Origin of the sequence: Streptomyces sp. NPDC058683 (genome assembly GCF_042716195.1) — a bacterium.
Classification (GTDB): Bacteria; Actinomycetota; Actinomycetes; order Streptomycetales; family Streptomycetaceae; genus Streptomyces.
The window spans coordinates 1-14,962 of record NZ_JBHXSK010000030.1; the positions used below are offsets into that span (position 1 = coordinate 1).

The 14,962-nt window shown below is 70.5% G+C and carries 17 protein-coding genes, 1 tRNA gene, 1 other RNA gene and 2 pseudogenes; 9 read left to right on the forward strand and 12 right to left on the reverse strand.

Features of this window, described 5'->3' with window-relative positions:
* Both ACFWXC_RS29960 and ffs read right to left on the reverse strand, forming a co-directional pair.
* On the reverse strand, positions 1 to 1,508 hold a 1,508-nt coding region (locus ACFWXC_RS29960; RefSeq protein ID WP_384483401.1), incomplete at its 3' end, for a DNA polymerase III subunit gamma and tau.
* Positions 1,509 to 1,553: 45 nt separating this feature from the next.
* Positions 1,554 to 1,652, reverse strand: an RNA gene (ffs, locus tag ACFWXC_RS29965) — signal recognition particle sRNA small type.
* A 72-nt stretch (positions 1,653 to 1,724) separates the two neighbouring features.
* Between ffs and ACFWXC_RS29970 the strand changes: the two genes are divergently transcribed.
* Positions 1,725 to 1,812 (forward strand) — tRNA-Ser (locus tag ACFWXC_RS29970).
* A gap of 63 nt (positions 1,813 to 1,875) precedes the next feature.
* Here ACFWXC_RS29970 and ACFWXC_RS29975 read toward each other — a convergent pair.
* Positions 1,876 to 2,178 (reverse strand): annotated as a pseudogene (locus ACFWXC_RS29975) (tyrosine-type recombinase/integrase); the annotation flags it as partial.
* Between the two features lie 474 nt (positions 2,179 to 2,652).
* On the opposite strand from ACFWXC_RS29975, the gene ACFWXC_RS29980 reads away from it, so the two are divergent.
* Positions 2,653 to 2,931: a CopG family transcriptional regulator gene (locus tag ACFWXC_RS29980; RefSeq protein WP_384483402.1), complete on the forward strand. Its 279-nt coding sequence runs from the start codon at positions 2,653 to 2,655 to the stop codon at positions 2,929 to 2,931.
* Positions 2,928 to 3,353 (forward strand): PIN domain-containing protein, encoded by a 426-nt coding sequence (locus ACFWXC_RS29985; RefSeq protein ID WP_384483403.1) that lies wholly within the window; start codon positions 2,928 to 2,930, stop codon positions 3,351 to 3,353. The genes ACFWXC_RS29980 and ACFWXC_RS29985 overlap by 4 nt, the downstream gene beginning before the upstream one ends.
* A 143-nt stretch (positions 3,354 to 3,496) precedes the next feature.
* Here ACFWXC_RS29985 and ACFWXC_RS29990 read toward each other — a convergent pair whose 3' ends face one another.
* The 3 genes and pseudogenes from ACFWXC_RS29990 to ACFWXC_RS30000 form a co-directional block, all read right to left on the reverse strand.
* Entirely contained in the window at positions 3,497 to 3,859 is a 363-nt protein-coding gene (locus ACFWXC_RS29990; protein WP_384483404.1) for a hypothetical protein, read from the reverse strand.
* Positions 3,860 to 3,909: 50 nt separating this feature from the next.
* Positions 3,910 to 4,158: pseudogene (locus tag ACFWXC_RS29995) on the reverse strand (tyrosine-type recombinase/integrase); the annotation flags it as partial.
* Positions 4,159 to 4,224: 66 nt separating this feature from the next.
* Entirely contained in the window at positions 4,225 to 4,491 is a 267-nt protein-coding gene (locus tag ACFWXC_RS30000; protein ID WP_384483405.1) for a DUF6959 family protein, read from the reverse strand.
* Between the two features lie 196 nt (positions 4,492 to 4,687).
* On the opposite strand from ACFWXC_RS30000, the gene ACFWXC_RS30005 reads away from it, so the two are divergent.
* Together ACFWXC_RS30005 and ACFWXC_RS30010 are read left to right on the forward strand one after the other, a co-directional pair.
* Entirely contained in the window at positions 4,688 to 4,936 is a 249-nt protein-coding gene (locus ACFWXC_RS30005; protein ID WP_384483406.1) for a hypothetical protein, read from the forward strand.
* Positions 4,937 to 5,018: 82 nt separating this feature from the next.
* Entirely contained in the window at positions 5,019 to 5,534 is a 516-nt protein-coding gene (locus tag ACFWXC_RS30010) for a hypothetical protein (RefSeq protein ID WP_384483407.1), read from the forward strand.
* Between the two features lie 233 nt (positions 5,535 to 5,767).
* Here ACFWXC_RS30010 and ACFWXC_RS30015 read toward each other — a convergent pair whose 3' ends face one another.
* The gene (locus ACFWXC_RS30015; RefSeq protein WP_384483408.1) at positions 5,768 to 6,136 is read right to left on the reverse strand and encodes a winged helix-turn-helix transcriptional regulator; all 369 of its coding nucleotides are present in this window, start codon (positions 6,134 to 6,136) and stop codon (positions 5,768 to 5,770) included.
* A gap of 49 nt (positions 6,137 to 6,185) precedes the next feature.
* Here ACFWXC_RS30015 and ACFWXC_RS30020 point away from each other — a divergent pair, with 49 nt between their 5' ends.
* Together ACFWXC_RS30020 and ACFWXC_RS30025 are read left to right on the forward strand one after the other, a co-directional pair.
* Entirely contained in the window at positions 6,186 to 6,650 is a 465-nt protein-coding gene (locus tag ACFWXC_RS30020) for an LLM class flavin-dependent oxidoreductase (RefSeq protein WP_384483409.1), read from the forward strand.
* 75 nt (positions 6,651 to 6,725) lie between these two features.
* Positions 6,726 to 7,076: a DoxX family protein gene (locus ACFWXC_RS30025; protein ID WP_384483410.1), complete on the forward strand. Its 351-nt coding sequence runs from the start codon at positions 6,726 to 6,728 to the stop codon at positions 7,074 to 7,076.
* A gap of 159 nt (positions 7,077 to 7,235) precedes the next feature.
* Here the strand turns inward: ACFWXC_RS30025 and ACFWXC_RS30030 are convergent, their stop codons facing one another.
* From ACFWXC_RS30030 to ACFWXC_RS30050, 5 genes are read right to left on the reverse strand one after another with little or no spacing between them, the layout of a single operon-like run.
* The gene (locus ACFWXC_RS30030; protein ID WP_384483411.1) at positions 7,236 to 9,158 is read right to left on the reverse strand and encodes a copper resistance CopC/CopD family protein; all 1,923 of its coding nucleotides are present in this window, start codon (positions 9,156 to 9,158) and stop codon (positions 7,236 to 7,238) included.
* A 50-nt stretch (positions 9,159 to 9,208) separates the two neighbouring features.
* Positions 9,209 to 9,967: an SDR family NAD(P)-dependent oxidoreductase gene (locus ACFWXC_RS30035; protein ID WP_384483412.1), complete on the reverse strand. Its 759-nt coding sequence runs from the start codon at positions 9,965 to 9,967 to the stop codon at positions 9,209 to 9,211.
* Positions 9,964 to 10,437: a cupin domain-containing protein gene (locus ACFWXC_RS30040; protein ID WP_384483517.1), complete on the reverse strand. Its 474-nt coding sequence runs from the start codon at positions 10,435 to 10,437 to the stop codon at positions 9,964 to 9,966. The genes ACFWXC_RS30035 and ACFWXC_RS30040 overlap by 4 nt, the downstream gene beginning before the upstream one ends.
* Positions 10,424 to 11,023: a GNAT family N-acetyltransferase gene (locus ACFWXC_RS30045; protein ID WP_384483413.1), complete on the reverse strand. Its 600-nt coding sequence runs from the start codon at positions 11,021 to 11,023 to the stop codon at positions 10,424 to 10,426. The genes ACFWXC_RS30040 and ACFWXC_RS30045 overlap by 14 nt, the downstream gene beginning before the upstream one ends.
* Positions 11,016 to 13,367, reverse strand: coding sequence for a penicillin acylase family protein (locus ACFWXC_RS30050; RefSeq protein WP_384483414.1), 2,352 nt, complete (start codon positions 13,365 to 13,367; stop codon positions 11,016 to 11,018). The genes ACFWXC_RS30045 and ACFWXC_RS30050 overlap by 8 nt, the downstream gene beginning before the upstream one ends.
* A gap of 136 nt (positions 13,368 to 13,503) precedes the next feature.
* On the opposite strand from ACFWXC_RS30050, the gene ACFWXC_RS30055 reads away from it, so the two are divergent.
* Positions 13,504 to 14,136, forward strand: coding sequence for an HhH-GPD-type base excision DNA repair protein (locus ACFWXC_RS30055; RefSeq protein ID WP_384483415.1), 633 nt, complete (start codon positions 13,504 to 13,506; stop codon positions 14,134 to 14,136).
* 78 nt (positions 14,137 to 14,214) lie between these two features.
* Positions 14,215 to 14,931 (forward strand): HdeD family acid-resistance protein, encoded by a 717-nt coding sequence (locus tag ACFWXC_RS30060; RefSeq protein WP_384483416.1) that lies wholly within the window; start codon positions 14,215 to 14,217, stop codon positions 14,929 to 14,931.
* Positions 14,932 to 14,962 lie beyond the last annotated feature (31 nt).

Consider the following 14,962-nt stretch of genomic DNA (forward strand, 5'->3'; position numbering starts at 1 on the left):
CCCGCGGGGGCGGCCGTCGGCCAGGCGCCGGGTGCGGCGGCGGGCGGGGCGGCCGGAGGAGCCGTCGGGGCCGTCGGTGTGGGCGCAGGCGGCTGAGGGGCCGGTGTCGGCGTCGGCGCGGGCGCCTGCACCGGCGCGGGCTCGGGTGCCGCTCCCCCTCGTACCGCCGCACGGGCCGCCGCAGGCCCGCCGCCCTGCGGAACCGGAGCCGGAGCAGCCGGAGGAACCGGAGCAGGAGCGGGAGCCGGAGCGGGAGCCGTACCCGCCGAAGCCCCTCCCGGCGCCGCCTGGTGTGCCTCGGGCCCTGGGACGTACCCCATCGCGGGCGCACCGCCCCCGCCCGAGAAGTTGACGCCCCGCTCCAGCCGGTCGAGGCGGGCCATCAGGGACCGCTCGTCGCCGTAGGCGGCCGGCAGCAGCACGCGCGCGCAGATCAGCTCCAGCTGGAGGCGGGGGGAGGTGGCGCCGCGCATCTCGGTCAGGCCCTCGTTGACGAGGTCGGCCGCGCGGCTGAGCTCGGCGGCGCCGAACGTGCCGGCCTGGGCCTGCATACGCTCCAGGACGTCGGCGGGGGCGTCGAACAGCCCCTTCTCCACGGCGTCGGGCACCGCCGCGAGGATCACCAGGTCCCGCAGCCGCTCCAGCAGGTCGGCGACGAAGCGGCGCGGGTCGTTGCCGCCCTCGATGATGTGGTCGACGACCTCGAAGGCGGCGGCGCCGTCCCCGGTCGCGAAGGCCTCGACGACGGAGTCGAGCAGGGACCCGTCGGTGTAGCCGAGCAGGGAGGTGGCCATGGCATACGTCACACCCGCCTCGGTGGCCCCGGAGAGCAGCTGGTCCATGACGGACATGGAGTCACGCACGGAACCGGCACCGGCGCGCACGACGAGCGGCAGCACGCCGTCCTCGATGGCGATCTTCTCCTTGCCGCACACCTCGCCGAGGTAATCCCGCAGCGTGCCCGGCGGCACCAGCCGGAAGGGATAGTGATGGGTCCGCGACCGGATGGTCCCGATGACCTTCTCGGGCTCGGTGGTGGCGAAGATGAACTTCAGATGCTCCGGGGGCTCCTCGACGACCTTGAGCAGCGCGTTGAAGCCGGCCGACGTGACCATGTGGGCCTCGTCGATGATGTAGATCTTGTAGCGGCTGCCGGCAGGCCCGAAGAAGGCCTTCTCGCGCAGCTCACGGGCGTCGTCCACACCACCGTGAGAGGCCGCGTCGATCTCGATGACGTCGATGGAACCGGGCCCGTTGCGTGCGAGGTCGCGGCAGGACTGGCACTCGCCGCAGGGGGTCGGCGTCGGCCCCTGCTCGCAGTTCAGGCAGCGGGCCAGGATCCGTGCGCTGGTGGTCTTCCCGCACCCACGCGGCCCGCTGAACAGGTACGCGTGATTGACCCGGTTGTTCCGCAGCGCCTGCTGCAACGGGTCGGTGACATGCTCCTGCCCGATGACCTCGGCGAACGACTCCGGGCGATAGCGGCGGTACAGCGCGAGAGACGACACGCTTACGAGGTTATAGGCGCCCACTGACAAGCAGCCCCGCCCGCAAACGCAAGCGCCCCCCACGCACCCGCCAGAGCCAACCTACCCTTGCTGCCTTCCGGCCCTGGGGGAGTTCAGTCAGATAGCGCCGCGTGAGGGGCTCTGCACAGAGTACCCGACGTCAGGGGGTGGGAACGAGTTCGCGAGCACTCCTCTCGGTCATGTAATGTTCCGAGCGGAGGATTCGCCTAGAGGCCTAGGGCGCACGCTTGGAAAGCGTGTTGGGGGCAACCCCTCACGAGTTCGAATCTCGTATCCTCCGCCATTGCTCTCACCGGGCAATACGTCGAAGGGCCCCACCGCGAGGTGGGGCCCTTCGACGTTGTCCTCAGACCTCGTTGTCCTGGTTTTTGTCCACAGCGGGTGTTTCCGGGGGTCCCCAGATGGCTTCGGCGATCTTCCGGGCCACGTCCTTCAGCATGGCGTCCGGCACATGCAGGTACCGCGCCCGCATGCTCGCGGAGGTGCCCGGCTCCCACCCCATGATCTGATCGATGACGCGATCCGGGACACCGAGCAGCATGAGCACGGTGGCGGCGGTGTGCCGGGCGTCGTGCAGCCGGGCGTTCAGCACTCCCGCGTCCTCCAGCAGCCGCTTCCAGTCGTGATAGTCCGTGTACCGGCTCAGTGGGTCACACCACACCATGTGCCCTAGATTGCTTTGAGCCTCTGCAACGTGGGAGTCCAGCAGGTAGCGCCATCGATGCGCGGCATCTCGTGCCGCCGCTTCCTTCGCCTCCGAGAGCGTGAGGTGCTCGCCGACCGAACATCTCTCCCCGGGCACATGTGGACAGACCAACTGTCCACCGAGCAGCTGCGGAACCTTTAGCTCGATCGATCTGAAGACGTCTGCCGAAGGCAGCAGGGACATGGACTCTCCTCCTGTCGTTCCATCAACGGCAGGAGGCTCACCACCGCGAAGGACAACCATCCTCGTCCGACGCAGCATGCGCTGATGAGAGTGAACGGCACGAGGTGGCCGAGTGAAGCGGTACGAGTCGGCGATCACGCATGGGCAGGGCTCACGGATTGGCCATTGGCCTCCTTGCCCTACGAGTCACGGCAAACTGGTAGGGGCATTCACACCAAGAGTATGGTGACTTGTATGGCGACCAAGAAAGTAACGGTGACGATCCCCGAAGATCTACTAGACGAGATCCGCGCCGAGGCGGCTGAGCGGGGACTTTCGGCGTACGTCGCCGAAGCACTGCGATTCAAGCGTGATCGGGACCGTCTGCTGGAACTGGTCGACTGGCTGCAGGAGGAACACGGCGCGGTCACCGAGGACGAGCGCGCGGCAGCACTCTCGGAGCTGGAAGATCTCGACGCCGAGCACGAGCGCCGCCTCACCGCCGAAGGACACAACGCTGGAGAGGCCGCGTGACCAAGCGAGCCAGTGAGCACGGGCAGCGGCCACTGCGCACCTTCGTACTCGACAGCGAAGCCCTGTCCCTCGCTGTGCGTGGCGACCGGAAGATGATCGCCTGGCTCGATCTCGCAGCACGGGGTGAAGCCGAAGTGGTCACGTCGCCCATGACGCTGGTGGAGGCGTACGACGGCAGAACCACCGAGCAACGCTGGGACTGGGTGCTCTCCCGGCTCAAGGTCGCCGACATCGGCAAGGACGAGGCCCGCCAAGCCCGCCGGCTCCTCGGCGCCGCCAAGCTGCACGGCCACAAATACGCCATCGATGCCGTGCTCGCTGTCATCGCACGCCAGCAGAAGGGACAGGTCACCGTCTTCACCTCGGACGTGGACGACCTGGAAAAGCTCCTCCCGGACACCGTCGTCGTCAAGAAGGTATGACCCGGCAGCCTGGTCTCAGTTTTGGAAAGCGTGTTGGGGCAACCCCTCACGAGTTCGAATCTCGTATCCTCCGCCAGTGCCTCACCGGGCACGATGTCGAAGGGCCCCGCTGTTCGCAGCGGGGCCCTTCGACATTGTCCGTCTCACTTTCCGTCTCGGTCGGCCTCTGCGGAGTACCAACCAGGGGCGCTCTCCTTGGTGACGACCGGCTCCGCCCAGGCCGCAACCGCGAGCACATCCCGCTTCACCATGTGCCCATCGACAACCTCGTAGAGCAGCCGCCGCACTCGTGGCCCGAGCCGGATCACGTACCGAACACCCTCGACGTCCACCGCACCGATTTCGCCCCGGTCGCTGTCAGCGGCGAAGCCGTCAGCCTCGACCACCTGCCATCCGGCCTTCGAGGCGAGATACACCCAGGTACCGAACGCCCGCTCGTGATCCGAGTAGGGCGTCACGCCACCCACGCGCGCGATGATCTCGACAGGGTCCGTCCGCTTGTCCATGGTTCCTCCCCCAGCTGTCCCCTCCCGGACGGGAGACAGGCGATCCCGGATCATGGCAGAGACCGTCCATCGGCACCCCAAAGGGCCTCTCCGACCTGATGAGCGGTCCTTTTCAACACTGTCCCGGTGACATGCATGTACCGGGCACACATACGCGTCGCTCCCCCGGACTCCCAGCCCATGATCGCGTCAACCACGACGTCCGGGACCCCGAGGATCAGGAGCACGGTCGCGGCGGTGTGGCGAGCGTCATGGAGACGGCCGTCTCGCACTCCCGCGTCCCGCAGGAGCCTCTTCCAGGTAAGGCCATCTCCGACAGACCAGCCCCAAATGATCTCAGCTTCCCAAGCCGACGGCCCGACAGCTCAATACGGCCGCGGATTGTCGTGCTCGGCCAACGCAGCTTCGTACCGCGTCAGCAGAGCGTCCAGGTTCGCAAGAAGAAGGCCGGCGGACTCCCGCGCTTCGTCCAGGTCGCCTCGCTCGCATGCCTCCACCACCTCGGCCACGTCGGTGCGAAGGATGTGAAGGGAGTCGCCCTGTACCAGAACCCCGGGGAACCGTCTGCCGGGCATGCGCACCACGGCGTCGTTGCCACCGTCTGTGAACAGTTCGACCTCAATACGCTCCATCGGGCCATCCAACCTGACATCACCAACCGACATCACCAACCGACATCAACGACGGCGAACGCAGGCGGGCTTGAGTGATCACGCGCGCCATACCGGTAGGAGCGCGAGGGCCAGATGCGGGGCGCTCAATCGAACTCCTAAAGCGGTGTTCACCAGGCTCCCGCCAACCGCAGGTGTGCCAAGTAGGGTGCCGTTCATGACCGCTTCTCCTGATCACGTCGACAGCAGAGAAGACCTGGCCGCCTTCGTCCGTGCCCTCCACCGAAGCCACACCGAGGAGGGGCACTCATGGGAGAACGCGGACCTCGCGAGTTTCCTGGAGGCGCTGGCAGCATGGATCGATGACGCGGACGGCTGGTACGGCAACGTCGGCCGCAGTCTGCCGGCCGACGGTGACTGGAGCTTCTTCGCACGAGCTCTACGAGCTGCGACCATCTACGAGTAGTCCGTGGCTCACGGCAGACGCACAGATCGAGCGGCCGCGCCCGTACCGGACACGTGCCAGACCATGCGAGGAACGGCAGGGAATGGCGGGGACCAGGCCAAGCTTCCAGCTGACGTGGGAACTGGGGGACCATGGTTGGGCGAGATGCCACCTGACCGAGGGTTCCAAGAAGGTCTCGCTGACCGTCAGCTACTGCACTGACGCGCTGGCGGACCTCGTGGCCGGCACGGGCGGTTTGTACGGGCAGCAGCGCACGACCCGGTTCTTCTTCGACGCCGAGCCGCAGGAACTTCGCTGGGTTCTCCGCGCGACGGATGAATCGGTCGGCGTGTCCATCTACACGTTCGCCGACGTCGCGGTCAGTCCTGACCTACCGGATTCCGACGGCACGGTGATGTGGAGATCGGCGCATCCACGACCGGTGTTCGCCCACACCGTTCTCGACGCCGCTCAGCAAGTACTCGCGGAGCATGGCGAGACCGGCTATCGCGCCAAGTGGATGCTGCATCCCTTCCCCATCGGCCTGGTCCAGGATCTCCGCAGGCTGCACCTGCGTGACGACGCCTGCAAGTTGCCCCACGACCTGTCCTGCCCCTGACGGTCAGCACGGCCGTCTCGGTTCCCGTCTCATTCACCACCGTTCGCGGACGTTCAGACGACTCCACGAGCCCACTCCCGCGCACCGATCTTCCGCCCGTGAACCCAGGTGAACGCCCCCGAACGGCGCCCGCCACCACAGTCGGAAAGCGTGTTGGGGCAGCCCCTCACGAGTTCGAATCTCGTATCCTCCGCGGCCGCCCAGAGCTGCCGTAGCGACAGACAGGTATGCGGCTAGGAATCCTCCGCCTCGGCCGCCTCATGGAACGTGGCGATCGCTTCGCCGTTGGATTTCGCCCAGTCGGCCAGTACGGCGATGGGCTCCCTGAGCGTGGCCCCGAGTTCGGTCAGGCTGTATTCCACGCGTGGTGGCGCTTCCGCGTACGCCCGTCGCTCGACGAGGCCGTTGTCCTGCAGTCGGCGCAGCGTCTGCGTCAGCACCTTGCGCGAGACTCCGCCGATCAGCTCGACCAGATCGCCGTGCCGCACCGGGCCGTCGCTCAGCGCGAAGAGCGTGACCATGGCCCATTTGCTGGCGATGATCTCGATGGCCAGCCTGGCCGGACAGTCGGCGAGGAAGACGGTCCCGGGACGGAGGCTCATGAGCCGAAGGGTACCTTCGGGTACCTAACGGATCCCTAGCGTCGAGGGTATGCAGCGCACCACCCCGACGGGCGCCGAGATCGAGCTCGGCATCCACTCCCTCGCCGACGTAAGCCCAGGTGACACCGGCTCGCAACGCGTCCGCGACATCGTGGACTTCGGAGTGTTCGCGGATCAGACGGGGCTCGACGTGTTCGGCGTCGGCGAGCACCACACTCCTCGGTTCGCGGTCTCCTCACCGGCCGTCGTCCTTGCGGCCGTCGCGGCCCGAACCTCGTCCATCACCCTGACCAGTGCCGTCTCGGTCCTCAGCGTGCTCGAGCCCGTCCGTCTCCACCAGGACTTCGCGCAGCTCGACCTGGTCTCGGGAGGGCGTGCCGAAATCACGGCGGGCCGCAGCGCCTACACCGAGCCGTTCGAGATCTTCGGCGTCGACAGGGAGCTCTACGACGAGGTCTTCGTCGAGAAGTTCGCGTCCGAGGTGGCACCCGCCGTACGGCGCGCATCCGGCTGAGCCGCCCGCGCACCGGAGCCGGACCACCCCGCGCAAGTGCAACCACCCGAAATCGCCGAACAGTCGAGGTCTCGCATGTCCATCGCCTACGCCGTCCTCACCGCACTCATGTCGGCAGTGCTTCTGGCTTCGGCCGGTGCCAAATTCATCCGGCCCAAGCGGCTCGTCGACCAGATGTCCACCCTCGGACTGTCCTACGGCGTGCTGCCGTTCCTGGGCGTCGCTCAGATCGCCGGAGCGGGCGGCCTCGTCGTCGGGCTCCGGTGGGCGCCCCTGGGAGTCGCCGCCGCCGTCGGACTGGCCCTCTACTTCATCGGTGCGGTCGCCACGCACCTGCGTGTCGGCGACTTCAAGGGCGCACCCCCGGCAACCGTCCTCGCGATCAGCGCCGCCGTCCTCGTCGGACTGCGCGTCGCCACCCTCTGACCGCCCGCAGATCCCCGACGTGTGTCGGACACCTGTGCCCTTCGCAATCGGCCGGGTCCGGTATCCCTCGCGGCGGCGCACCGTCCCGCAGGGCCGGTGACCAGGGCCGGCGTCGACCACCCTGGTCCCGGTTCCGGCGGACGAGGGTGGTCGACGCGGCTACCCGGCGATCCGTATCTTCTTCGCCACCGTCACCTGGTCCAGGTCCGACACCCGCACCGTCAGGTTCATCGTCCACTCGCCCGCGATCGGGAGGTTGACGGAGTTGGTGGCCCAGTAGCCGCCTCGGTCGGTGAGGTCGGCCGGAAGGGGGCCGATCTTCTGGGCGGCGAGGGTGAAGGAGAGGCGGAGTTCGGGGACGGCGGAGATGCCGTTGTCAGGGCCGAAGACGACCGCCTGCACGGAGTTGTCGCCGACCCGGCCGGGATCCAGGGTGATCTGTACCTTGCCGTGGCCGTTCGGGGTGCCGACGTCGAAGGGGACCATGGAGACGGAGGTCGTCGGGATGCCGCCGGTCGTGGCCGTTCCCGAGCCCGCCTCGGCCGCCTCGGCGGCCGCGCGGCCGGGCAGGGTGCCGGTCAGGATCGTGGTGATGACCAGGACGGCGACGCCGATGGCGACTTCGGCGAGGACCGAGCGGCGCAGGGCCCGGTGGTCCGGCGTGGGGGCCGGCTCCTCCGAGGCCGATGGGGTCTCGGAGGCCGGTGGGGTTTCCGAGGCCGGTGAGGTCTCCGGGGGCGGCGCGCCGACCGTCTGCGGGACGCGCTCGCGGGCCGTCGCCGCGGCCGCGGCCGGGGCGCCCGCCGCCTTCGCCGTCCAGCGGCGGGACTGGGAGGCCGCCGCCAGCAGCAGGGTCACGGCGACGAGCTTGACGAGCAGGAGACGGCCGTACGTCGTGTCGGTGAGTGCCTGCCAGGAGCCCAGGCCGCGCCAGGACTGGTACACGCCGGTGACCACGAGGACCGTCACCGAGGCGAAGGCCACCCGGGAGAAACGGGTGACGACGACGGTGGGGAGGGGGGTGGCGGTGGCCCGGTGGAGGGTGATGAGGAGGGCCGTGAGGCCGCCGAGCCACAGCGCCATCGCCAGGAGGTGCAGGACCGAGGACGTCACCGCCAGGGGTACCTGGATGCCGGCCGAGGCGTGTTCCGCCGTCGCCCAGGTCAGGGTCAGAGCGACGGCGAGGGCGGCGGCCGTGACGAGGAACGGGCGGGACGACGGGCGGAACCGGGTCTCGCGCTTGCGGACGAGGAAGACGTACAGGCCTGCCGTGATCGCCAGGAGGGCGACCCTCGCCAGCAGGATCAGGCCCGGGCGGCCCGTCGCGGTCCTGGCGAGCGCGGAGAGGTCGAAGGCCGACGCCGGGGAGGTGCCCTCCTCGTAGGGGGAGCGGAGGACGAAGAGGAAGAGGGTGGCGGCCAGCAGGGTCCACCAGGCCGTCCGGATCGGTTTGCGGAGCGGGGCCGGGTCCGGCGGGCGGCAGAGGGCTATGAACGCGACGGTGCCTATCAGCAGCGCCACGGCGAGGTACGCGGCATAGCGGCCGATGTTGTAGAGGCTGCCGGTGGCCGGGTTCTCGACCGGGCCGGTGGGGACGGCCGCCGTGGTCGCCGACGGTTTGCCCACGGAGAAGGTGAGGGCACCGGAGACGGGGTGGCTGTCCGCCGACACGACCCGCCACGCCACGGTGAACGTGCCGGAGCCGAGCTTCTTCGGGAAGGTGATCCGGGCGGTGTCCGAGCCGGCGGGGCCGTGTTCGGGCTCGCCGGTGGTCACCCGGTGGTTGGTGGGGTCGTACACCCGGAACGAGTCGTCGAGCAGACCGACGGACTCGGTGAAGGTCAGGGTGACGGATCCGGGCGACGACTTCAGTACGGCGCCGTCAGTCGGATCGCTGCCGCGCAGGGCCGCGTGCGCGGAGGCGGGGGCGGCCGACGCGAGGAAGAGGGCGGTGAAGAGGGTGCCGAGAAGGGCGAGGGTGCGCAACGCTCCGCGTGGGGCCGCCCTGTGGGGGGTTGTCGTGCACCGCCGGCCGGGATCTTCGCTCACGTCACCGTCCTGAGTTCGGAAGCAGGCGTTCATGGGTCATACGGATGGGGGGCCTGCAGCACTCATTGTGCGGAAGGGCGCCGTCACCACGTCGGCCGGGCGGACACTCCTCCGTCCACCACCAGGTCGTGGCCGGTGATCCAGGACGCCAGCGGGGACGCCAGGAAGACCACCGCGTCCGCCACGTCCTCCGGGCGGCCCAGCCGGCCCGTCGGTACGGCCTCCTGCCATCTCCGCACCCCCTCCGGCCAGGCGTCCGCCAGGCCCTCCCGGTCGATCAGGCCCGGGGAGACCGTGTTGACGCGGATCCCGAGGTGGCCGTACTCCAGGGCCGCCGCTCGCGCGTGCATCACCACCGCCGCCTTCGCCGTGCTGTAGTGCGCGTGGCCGGGGGCCGGGTGGGTCGCCTCGATGGAGGCGATGTGGGTGATCGTGCCGCCCTCGGGCTGGGCGCGCATGATGTCGGCGGCGGCCTGGGTGCAGGCGAAGACGCTGCCGAGGTCGGTGTCGACGACCGCACGCCAGTCGGCCGCGGTCATGCCGGGCAGGGGCTGTACGGGTTGTACAGCCGCGTTGTTGACGAGTGCGGTCAGCCGGCCGCCGCCCCAGTCCGCGGCCTCCTGGACGATCCGGTGGCAGGTCGCCTCGTCGGTCAGGTCGCCCTGTACGACGACCGCTCGTTCGCCGATGGCCGAGGCGACCTCGTGCGCCGCCGCCACGGCCGTACGGCAGTGCACGGCCACCGCCGCGCCCTCCTGCGCGAGGCGCAGCGCGACGGCCCGGCCGATGCCGCCGCTCGCGCCCGTGACCAGGGCGATCTGTCCGTCCAGTAGGTGGGTCATGGACGGCAGAGTCCCGTGATGCGGGCGGCTTCGGAGGGGTAACGCGCCGTGAGGTGGGCCGCGTTCCCGTGTTCGTACCCCTCGAAGGTGAATCCGGGGGCCATGGTGCAGCCGAACAGGGCCCAGGCGCCGGGCGGTGCCACCCGGGCGCCCATCCAGGTGCCGGCCGGGACGGTGAGCTGGATCTGCTGGCCGCCCCGGAGGTCCGGGCCGAGGACGGGGGTGCGGGTGGTGCCGTCGGGGGCGAGGAGCAGGAGGTTCAGGGGGTCGCCCAGGTAGTGGTGCCAGATCTCGTCGGTGGGGAGGCGATGCAGGGCCGAGAAGTCGTCGGCGGTGAGGAGGACGACGATCGCGGTGCCCTCGGGGCGGCCGTCGGCACGTTCGGGACCGGCCCAGGTCTGCCGGAACAGGCCGCCCTCGCGGGGGATCGGCTCCAGGTCGTAGTGGGCGATCAGGTCATCGGGGGTCAGCACCCGGGAAGGCTACCGCCCAGGGGAGAAATGCCAGTTGAGCATGTTTTTCGGGCAGATGGACGTCCGGGAGGTCGATCTCGGGGAGTACGACGGCCGGGCCGGGCGTGAAGCCCTGGCGGACGAACCGGGCGATCGCCTTCTCGTTGCGGACGTCCGGGTCGACGACGATGCGGTGGCGGTCGAGGGTGCGCAGGGCGAACTCCGTGAAGACGGAGAGGAGGGCGTCCGTCCAGCCGGGGCGGGGGCCCTCGGGGCCGGCCGGGGCGAGGAGGACGTGGATGCCGATGTCGCCGGGGCGGACCTCGTAGCACTCGCTCACCCGGTCGGCCTCCGGCTCGTACGTCTGGAGGAGCGCGACCGGGGTGTCGTCCTTCGCGGCGAGACAGGCGAGGTAGGCGTGGTGGGTGTCGAGGGTGGCCATGTGGGCGTAGATCTCGGCGACCTGGGCCCGGGTGAGGCCGGTCATGCCCCAGAAGACGGCGCGTTCCTCGCTGACCCAGGTGTGGACGACGGCCGCGTCCCGCTCGGGGTCGAGGGGGCGGAGCCGGACGGTGCCGAAGCCGTCGACGGTGTGTTCAGACATCGGTTTCCTCTACGAGTTCCAGTCGGTCCCAGTCGGTGCTGACCGGGGCCAGCTCGCCCTTGAGCCACAGGGCGAGCTGGTCGGTGTGGTGCGGTGCGCCGGGGACGCCGTCCGCGCCGAGCGGCACCACCCAGAGGCTGTTGTCGCGGTCCGCCAGGTCCCAGACGTACCGGGCGGCCGGGCCGCGCGCGGAAAGGTCGGTGAGACCGGGAACGGCCGAGGTGCACAGCACACAGTCGTGGTCGCCGGACAGGGCCGGTCCGTCGTACGACGGGTCGGGCAGCGCCTGCCAGGGGGCGAGGCGGTGGGTGTCGCCCCAGGTGCCGGTACCGGTACCGGTGGGTCTGCCGGCCGCGACCTCCTCGACTGCCGTACGGACGACGGCGGGACGGTCGATGCCGTACAGCTCCTCCGCCCTCAGGAGGTGTTCCAGGGCGAAGGCGACACGGGGGGTGAGGGCCAGCCAGGGGAGCAGGACCTCGGGGTGGGCGGGGGGTTCGGCGAGGGCGGCGAAGGCGGGGTGGGCGGCGAGGTGTCGTACGACCGCGGTGCGTACGGCCGCGTAGACGGCGGCGCCTGTGCTGTCGGCGTCCATCCGGCGGTCCCAGGCAAGGAGCCGGCCGCGGAGTTCGGCGGCCCCGGGGGTGAGGTCGTCGAGGGCGGCCAGGTGGTCGAGGAGGGGCGCGGCGGAGGCGAGGTGGGTGTCGGTGTGGATCGCGGGCAGGTCGGCGGCGGACCAGGTGCGGCGCTCGTCGAGGAGGGTGCGGATGCGGTCGGCGCGGTGGGGTGGGGCGAACTCGACGCCGAGGGGGGCGGCCGGGCCGCGCTGGTTCGCCATCACGGCGACGCCGTCGGTGAGGTCGCCGTACGGCATCTCGTGCCAGCCCTGCCAGGCGTGGCCGGGGAGCCAGGCGGGGGCGAGGCGGGTGCGGTTGATGTGGGAGCGGACGGGGACGCGGCCGGCGACGCGGTGCAGGAGGCCTCCGTCGGTGTCGGCGGCGTGTACGACGTTGACGGGCTCGGTCCAGGCGTCGAAGGCACGGTCGACGTCGGCGACGCGGCGGGCCCGGAGGAGGGGGAGGAGGGCGCTGAAGCCGAGGTCGGCGGTGACGCGGGGCGGATACCGCAGGGCCAACGCCTCGGCTCCGCCATCGGCGTGTGTTTTCCCACCCGCACCACCCGTGCGAGTTTCGTGGTCGAGTGCGGGTGGCCCCTGCGGGGGCTGATCGCCGTCGGCGGCTGTCGGGTCGAGGGCGGGAGCAGTGTGCGGGGGCTGATCGCCGTCGGCGGCCGTCGGGTCGAGGGCGGGAGCGCTGTGCGGAGGACGAGCGCCATCGGCGGCCGTCGGGTCGAGGGCGGGAGCGCTGTGCGGAGGATGAGCGCCGGCTGGCGCTGTGGGGGTGGGGGTTGGGTGTGGTTGGTCGGTTGCGGTGTCTGTGATCAGCGGGCCCCGTTCGGTCTCGAGCACCTCGATCCGCAGCGGGGGGTTTCCTGCCACCTCCACCGTCTCCGTGTGCCGTGCGGCCCGGTGCCAGGTGCCGTCCGGGTTCAGGGCCTCCACGCCCCTCTCCGTGCGCCGCAGGCGCTCCCGGTAGAGGTCCTGGTAGTCGGCCATCGCGTTGGTGATGGACCAGGCGACCGTGCCCGTGTGGGCGAAGTGGGCGATGCCCGGGACGCCCGGTACGGCCAGGCCGATCACGTCGAACTCCGGGCAGGAGAGGCGGATCTGCTGGTAGACGCCGGGCGCCTCGATGAAGCGGTGCGGGTCGCCGGCGAGCAGTGCCTGGCCGGTGGTGGTGCGGGAGCCCGCGAGCAGCCAGCCGTTGCTGCCGGAGGTGCCCGGGCCGTCCGTGGCGAACAACGGGACCGCGTCCTCCCCCAGGTGCCGTATCGCCTCCTCGCGCCACAGCTTGGCCGGGAAGCCGGCGAACAGGATGTGGGTGGCCAGCCAGACGCCCAGGGGGTGCCAGGGCTCCCAGACGCCGGGGGCGAGGCCGGTGCGGGCGAATTCGGGCGTGCGGGCCGCTCCGCCCGCCAGACCCTCGTTCACCCCGGCCACGTACGCGCGTACCCACTCCGCCGTCTCCGGGTCCCGTCTCTCCAGCGCCTCGAAGCAGCGTCTCGCGGTGTCCGCCAGGCGGGCCCGGCGGGCGAACACGTCCCAGGCGACGGCCGGGGAACCGAGGAAGGACGCCGACGTGCCCTGCGCCCGGTGCCGTTCGACCTCCAGTTGCCAGGCCCGGTCGTGGGCGGTGACCCGGCCCTGCGCACGGGCGAGTTCGCGGGCGTCGGCCGCCCGCAGGTGCGGGATGCCCCAGGCGTCTCGGTACGTCGTGATGGTCACCCTGCGACACCTCTTGTCTAAGGTTAGGCTTGCCTAAGCTGAATCGTGGGGGAATCGTACGTGAGGGGTGCGGGAGCGGCGCAGGCCGGGCCGCCGCGGGCGCGCGGGGCGGGTGCGGGCGCGGGATCATCGAGCCATGGACGCCAACGCCAAGGCCGAGCCCGACACCGGGGCCGGCGCCACGCCCCTGCATCTCGCCCAGGACCCCGCCGCCGACGAACTCCTCAGCCGCAGCAGGCTCGCCGCGCTCACCGGCATGCTGCTCGACCAGCAGGTCCCGATGGAGTGGGCGTTCAAGGGACCGGCGACCATCGCGCAGCGGATGGGGACGGACGACCTGGACGCGCACGAGATCGCCGCCCAGGACCCCGAAGCCTTCGCCGCGTTGCTCTCCGAGAAGCCGGCCGTGCACCGCTACCCCGGCTCCATGGCCAAGAGGATTCAGCAGCTGTGCCAGTACCTCGTCGAGCACTACGACGGTGACGCCGAGGGCATCTGGCGCGACGCCGGCAGCGGGGCGGAACTGCTGAAGCGGCTCCAGGAACTGCCCGGGTTCGGCAAGCAGAAGGCGCAGATCTTCCTGGCGCTGCTGGGCAAGCAGTTGGGAGTACGGCCGAAGGGGTGGCGGGAGGCGGCGGGGGCGTACGGGGAGGCGGAGTCCTTCCGGTCCGTGGCCGACATCACGGGGCCCGAGTCACTGGCGAAGGTACGCGCGCACAAGCAGGAGATGAAGGCGGCGGCGAAGGCGGCGAAGGCCGGGGAGAAGTAGCCGCGGGGGGCCGGGTTTCGTCACCCGTTCGGCCCCTCCCTGATGGCAGGGCCGCTCCCGTCGGTTTCAGCTGGAGGCATGAGCGAGCCTCCCAGCACCGGCCCCGCCGACGACGACCGCACGGCTCACACCGCCCCGGCCCCGGCCCCGGCCTCAGTCCCGGCGTCCGCGTCCGCGTCCGCCTCCGTCTCCGCGCCCACGCCCGCCTACCGGCATGAGCCCGAACCGCCCTTCGAGGGGCCCCTGCACGCCCTCGCGAAGGCCGCCTGGCAGACCGTACTGCTCACCGGGATCGCCTCCCTGATCCTCGGCGTCCTGGTCCTCGTCTGGCCGGGCGCCTCACTGCTCGCCGCCGGTGTGCTCTTCGGTATCTACCTGATCATCAGCGGCATCTTCCAGCTGGTCGCCGCGTTCGGCACGCACAAGACGACCTCGCTGCGGGTACTGGCCTTCATCAGCGGCGCGCTGTCGATCCTGCTGGGCCTGTTCTGCTTCCGCGGCCCGCTGGAGTCGATCCTGCTGCTCGCCCTGTGGATCGGGATCGGCTGGCTGATCCGCGGCATCACCCAGACGATCGCCGCCGTGCACGACCCCGGGATGCCCGCCCGCGGCTGGATGATCTTCCTCGGCATCGTCACCTTCATCGCCGGCATCGTGCTGATCGTCTCGCCGTTCGAGTCGGTCGCCGTGCTGACCCTGGTCGCCGGAATCTGGCTGGTCGTCGTCGGCATCGTCGAGATCATCTCCTCGTTCGGCATCCGCAGCCGGGCCAAACACATCCCGCAGGCAGTGTGAACGGCGTCAACCTCGCGCCCCACCGGTACGC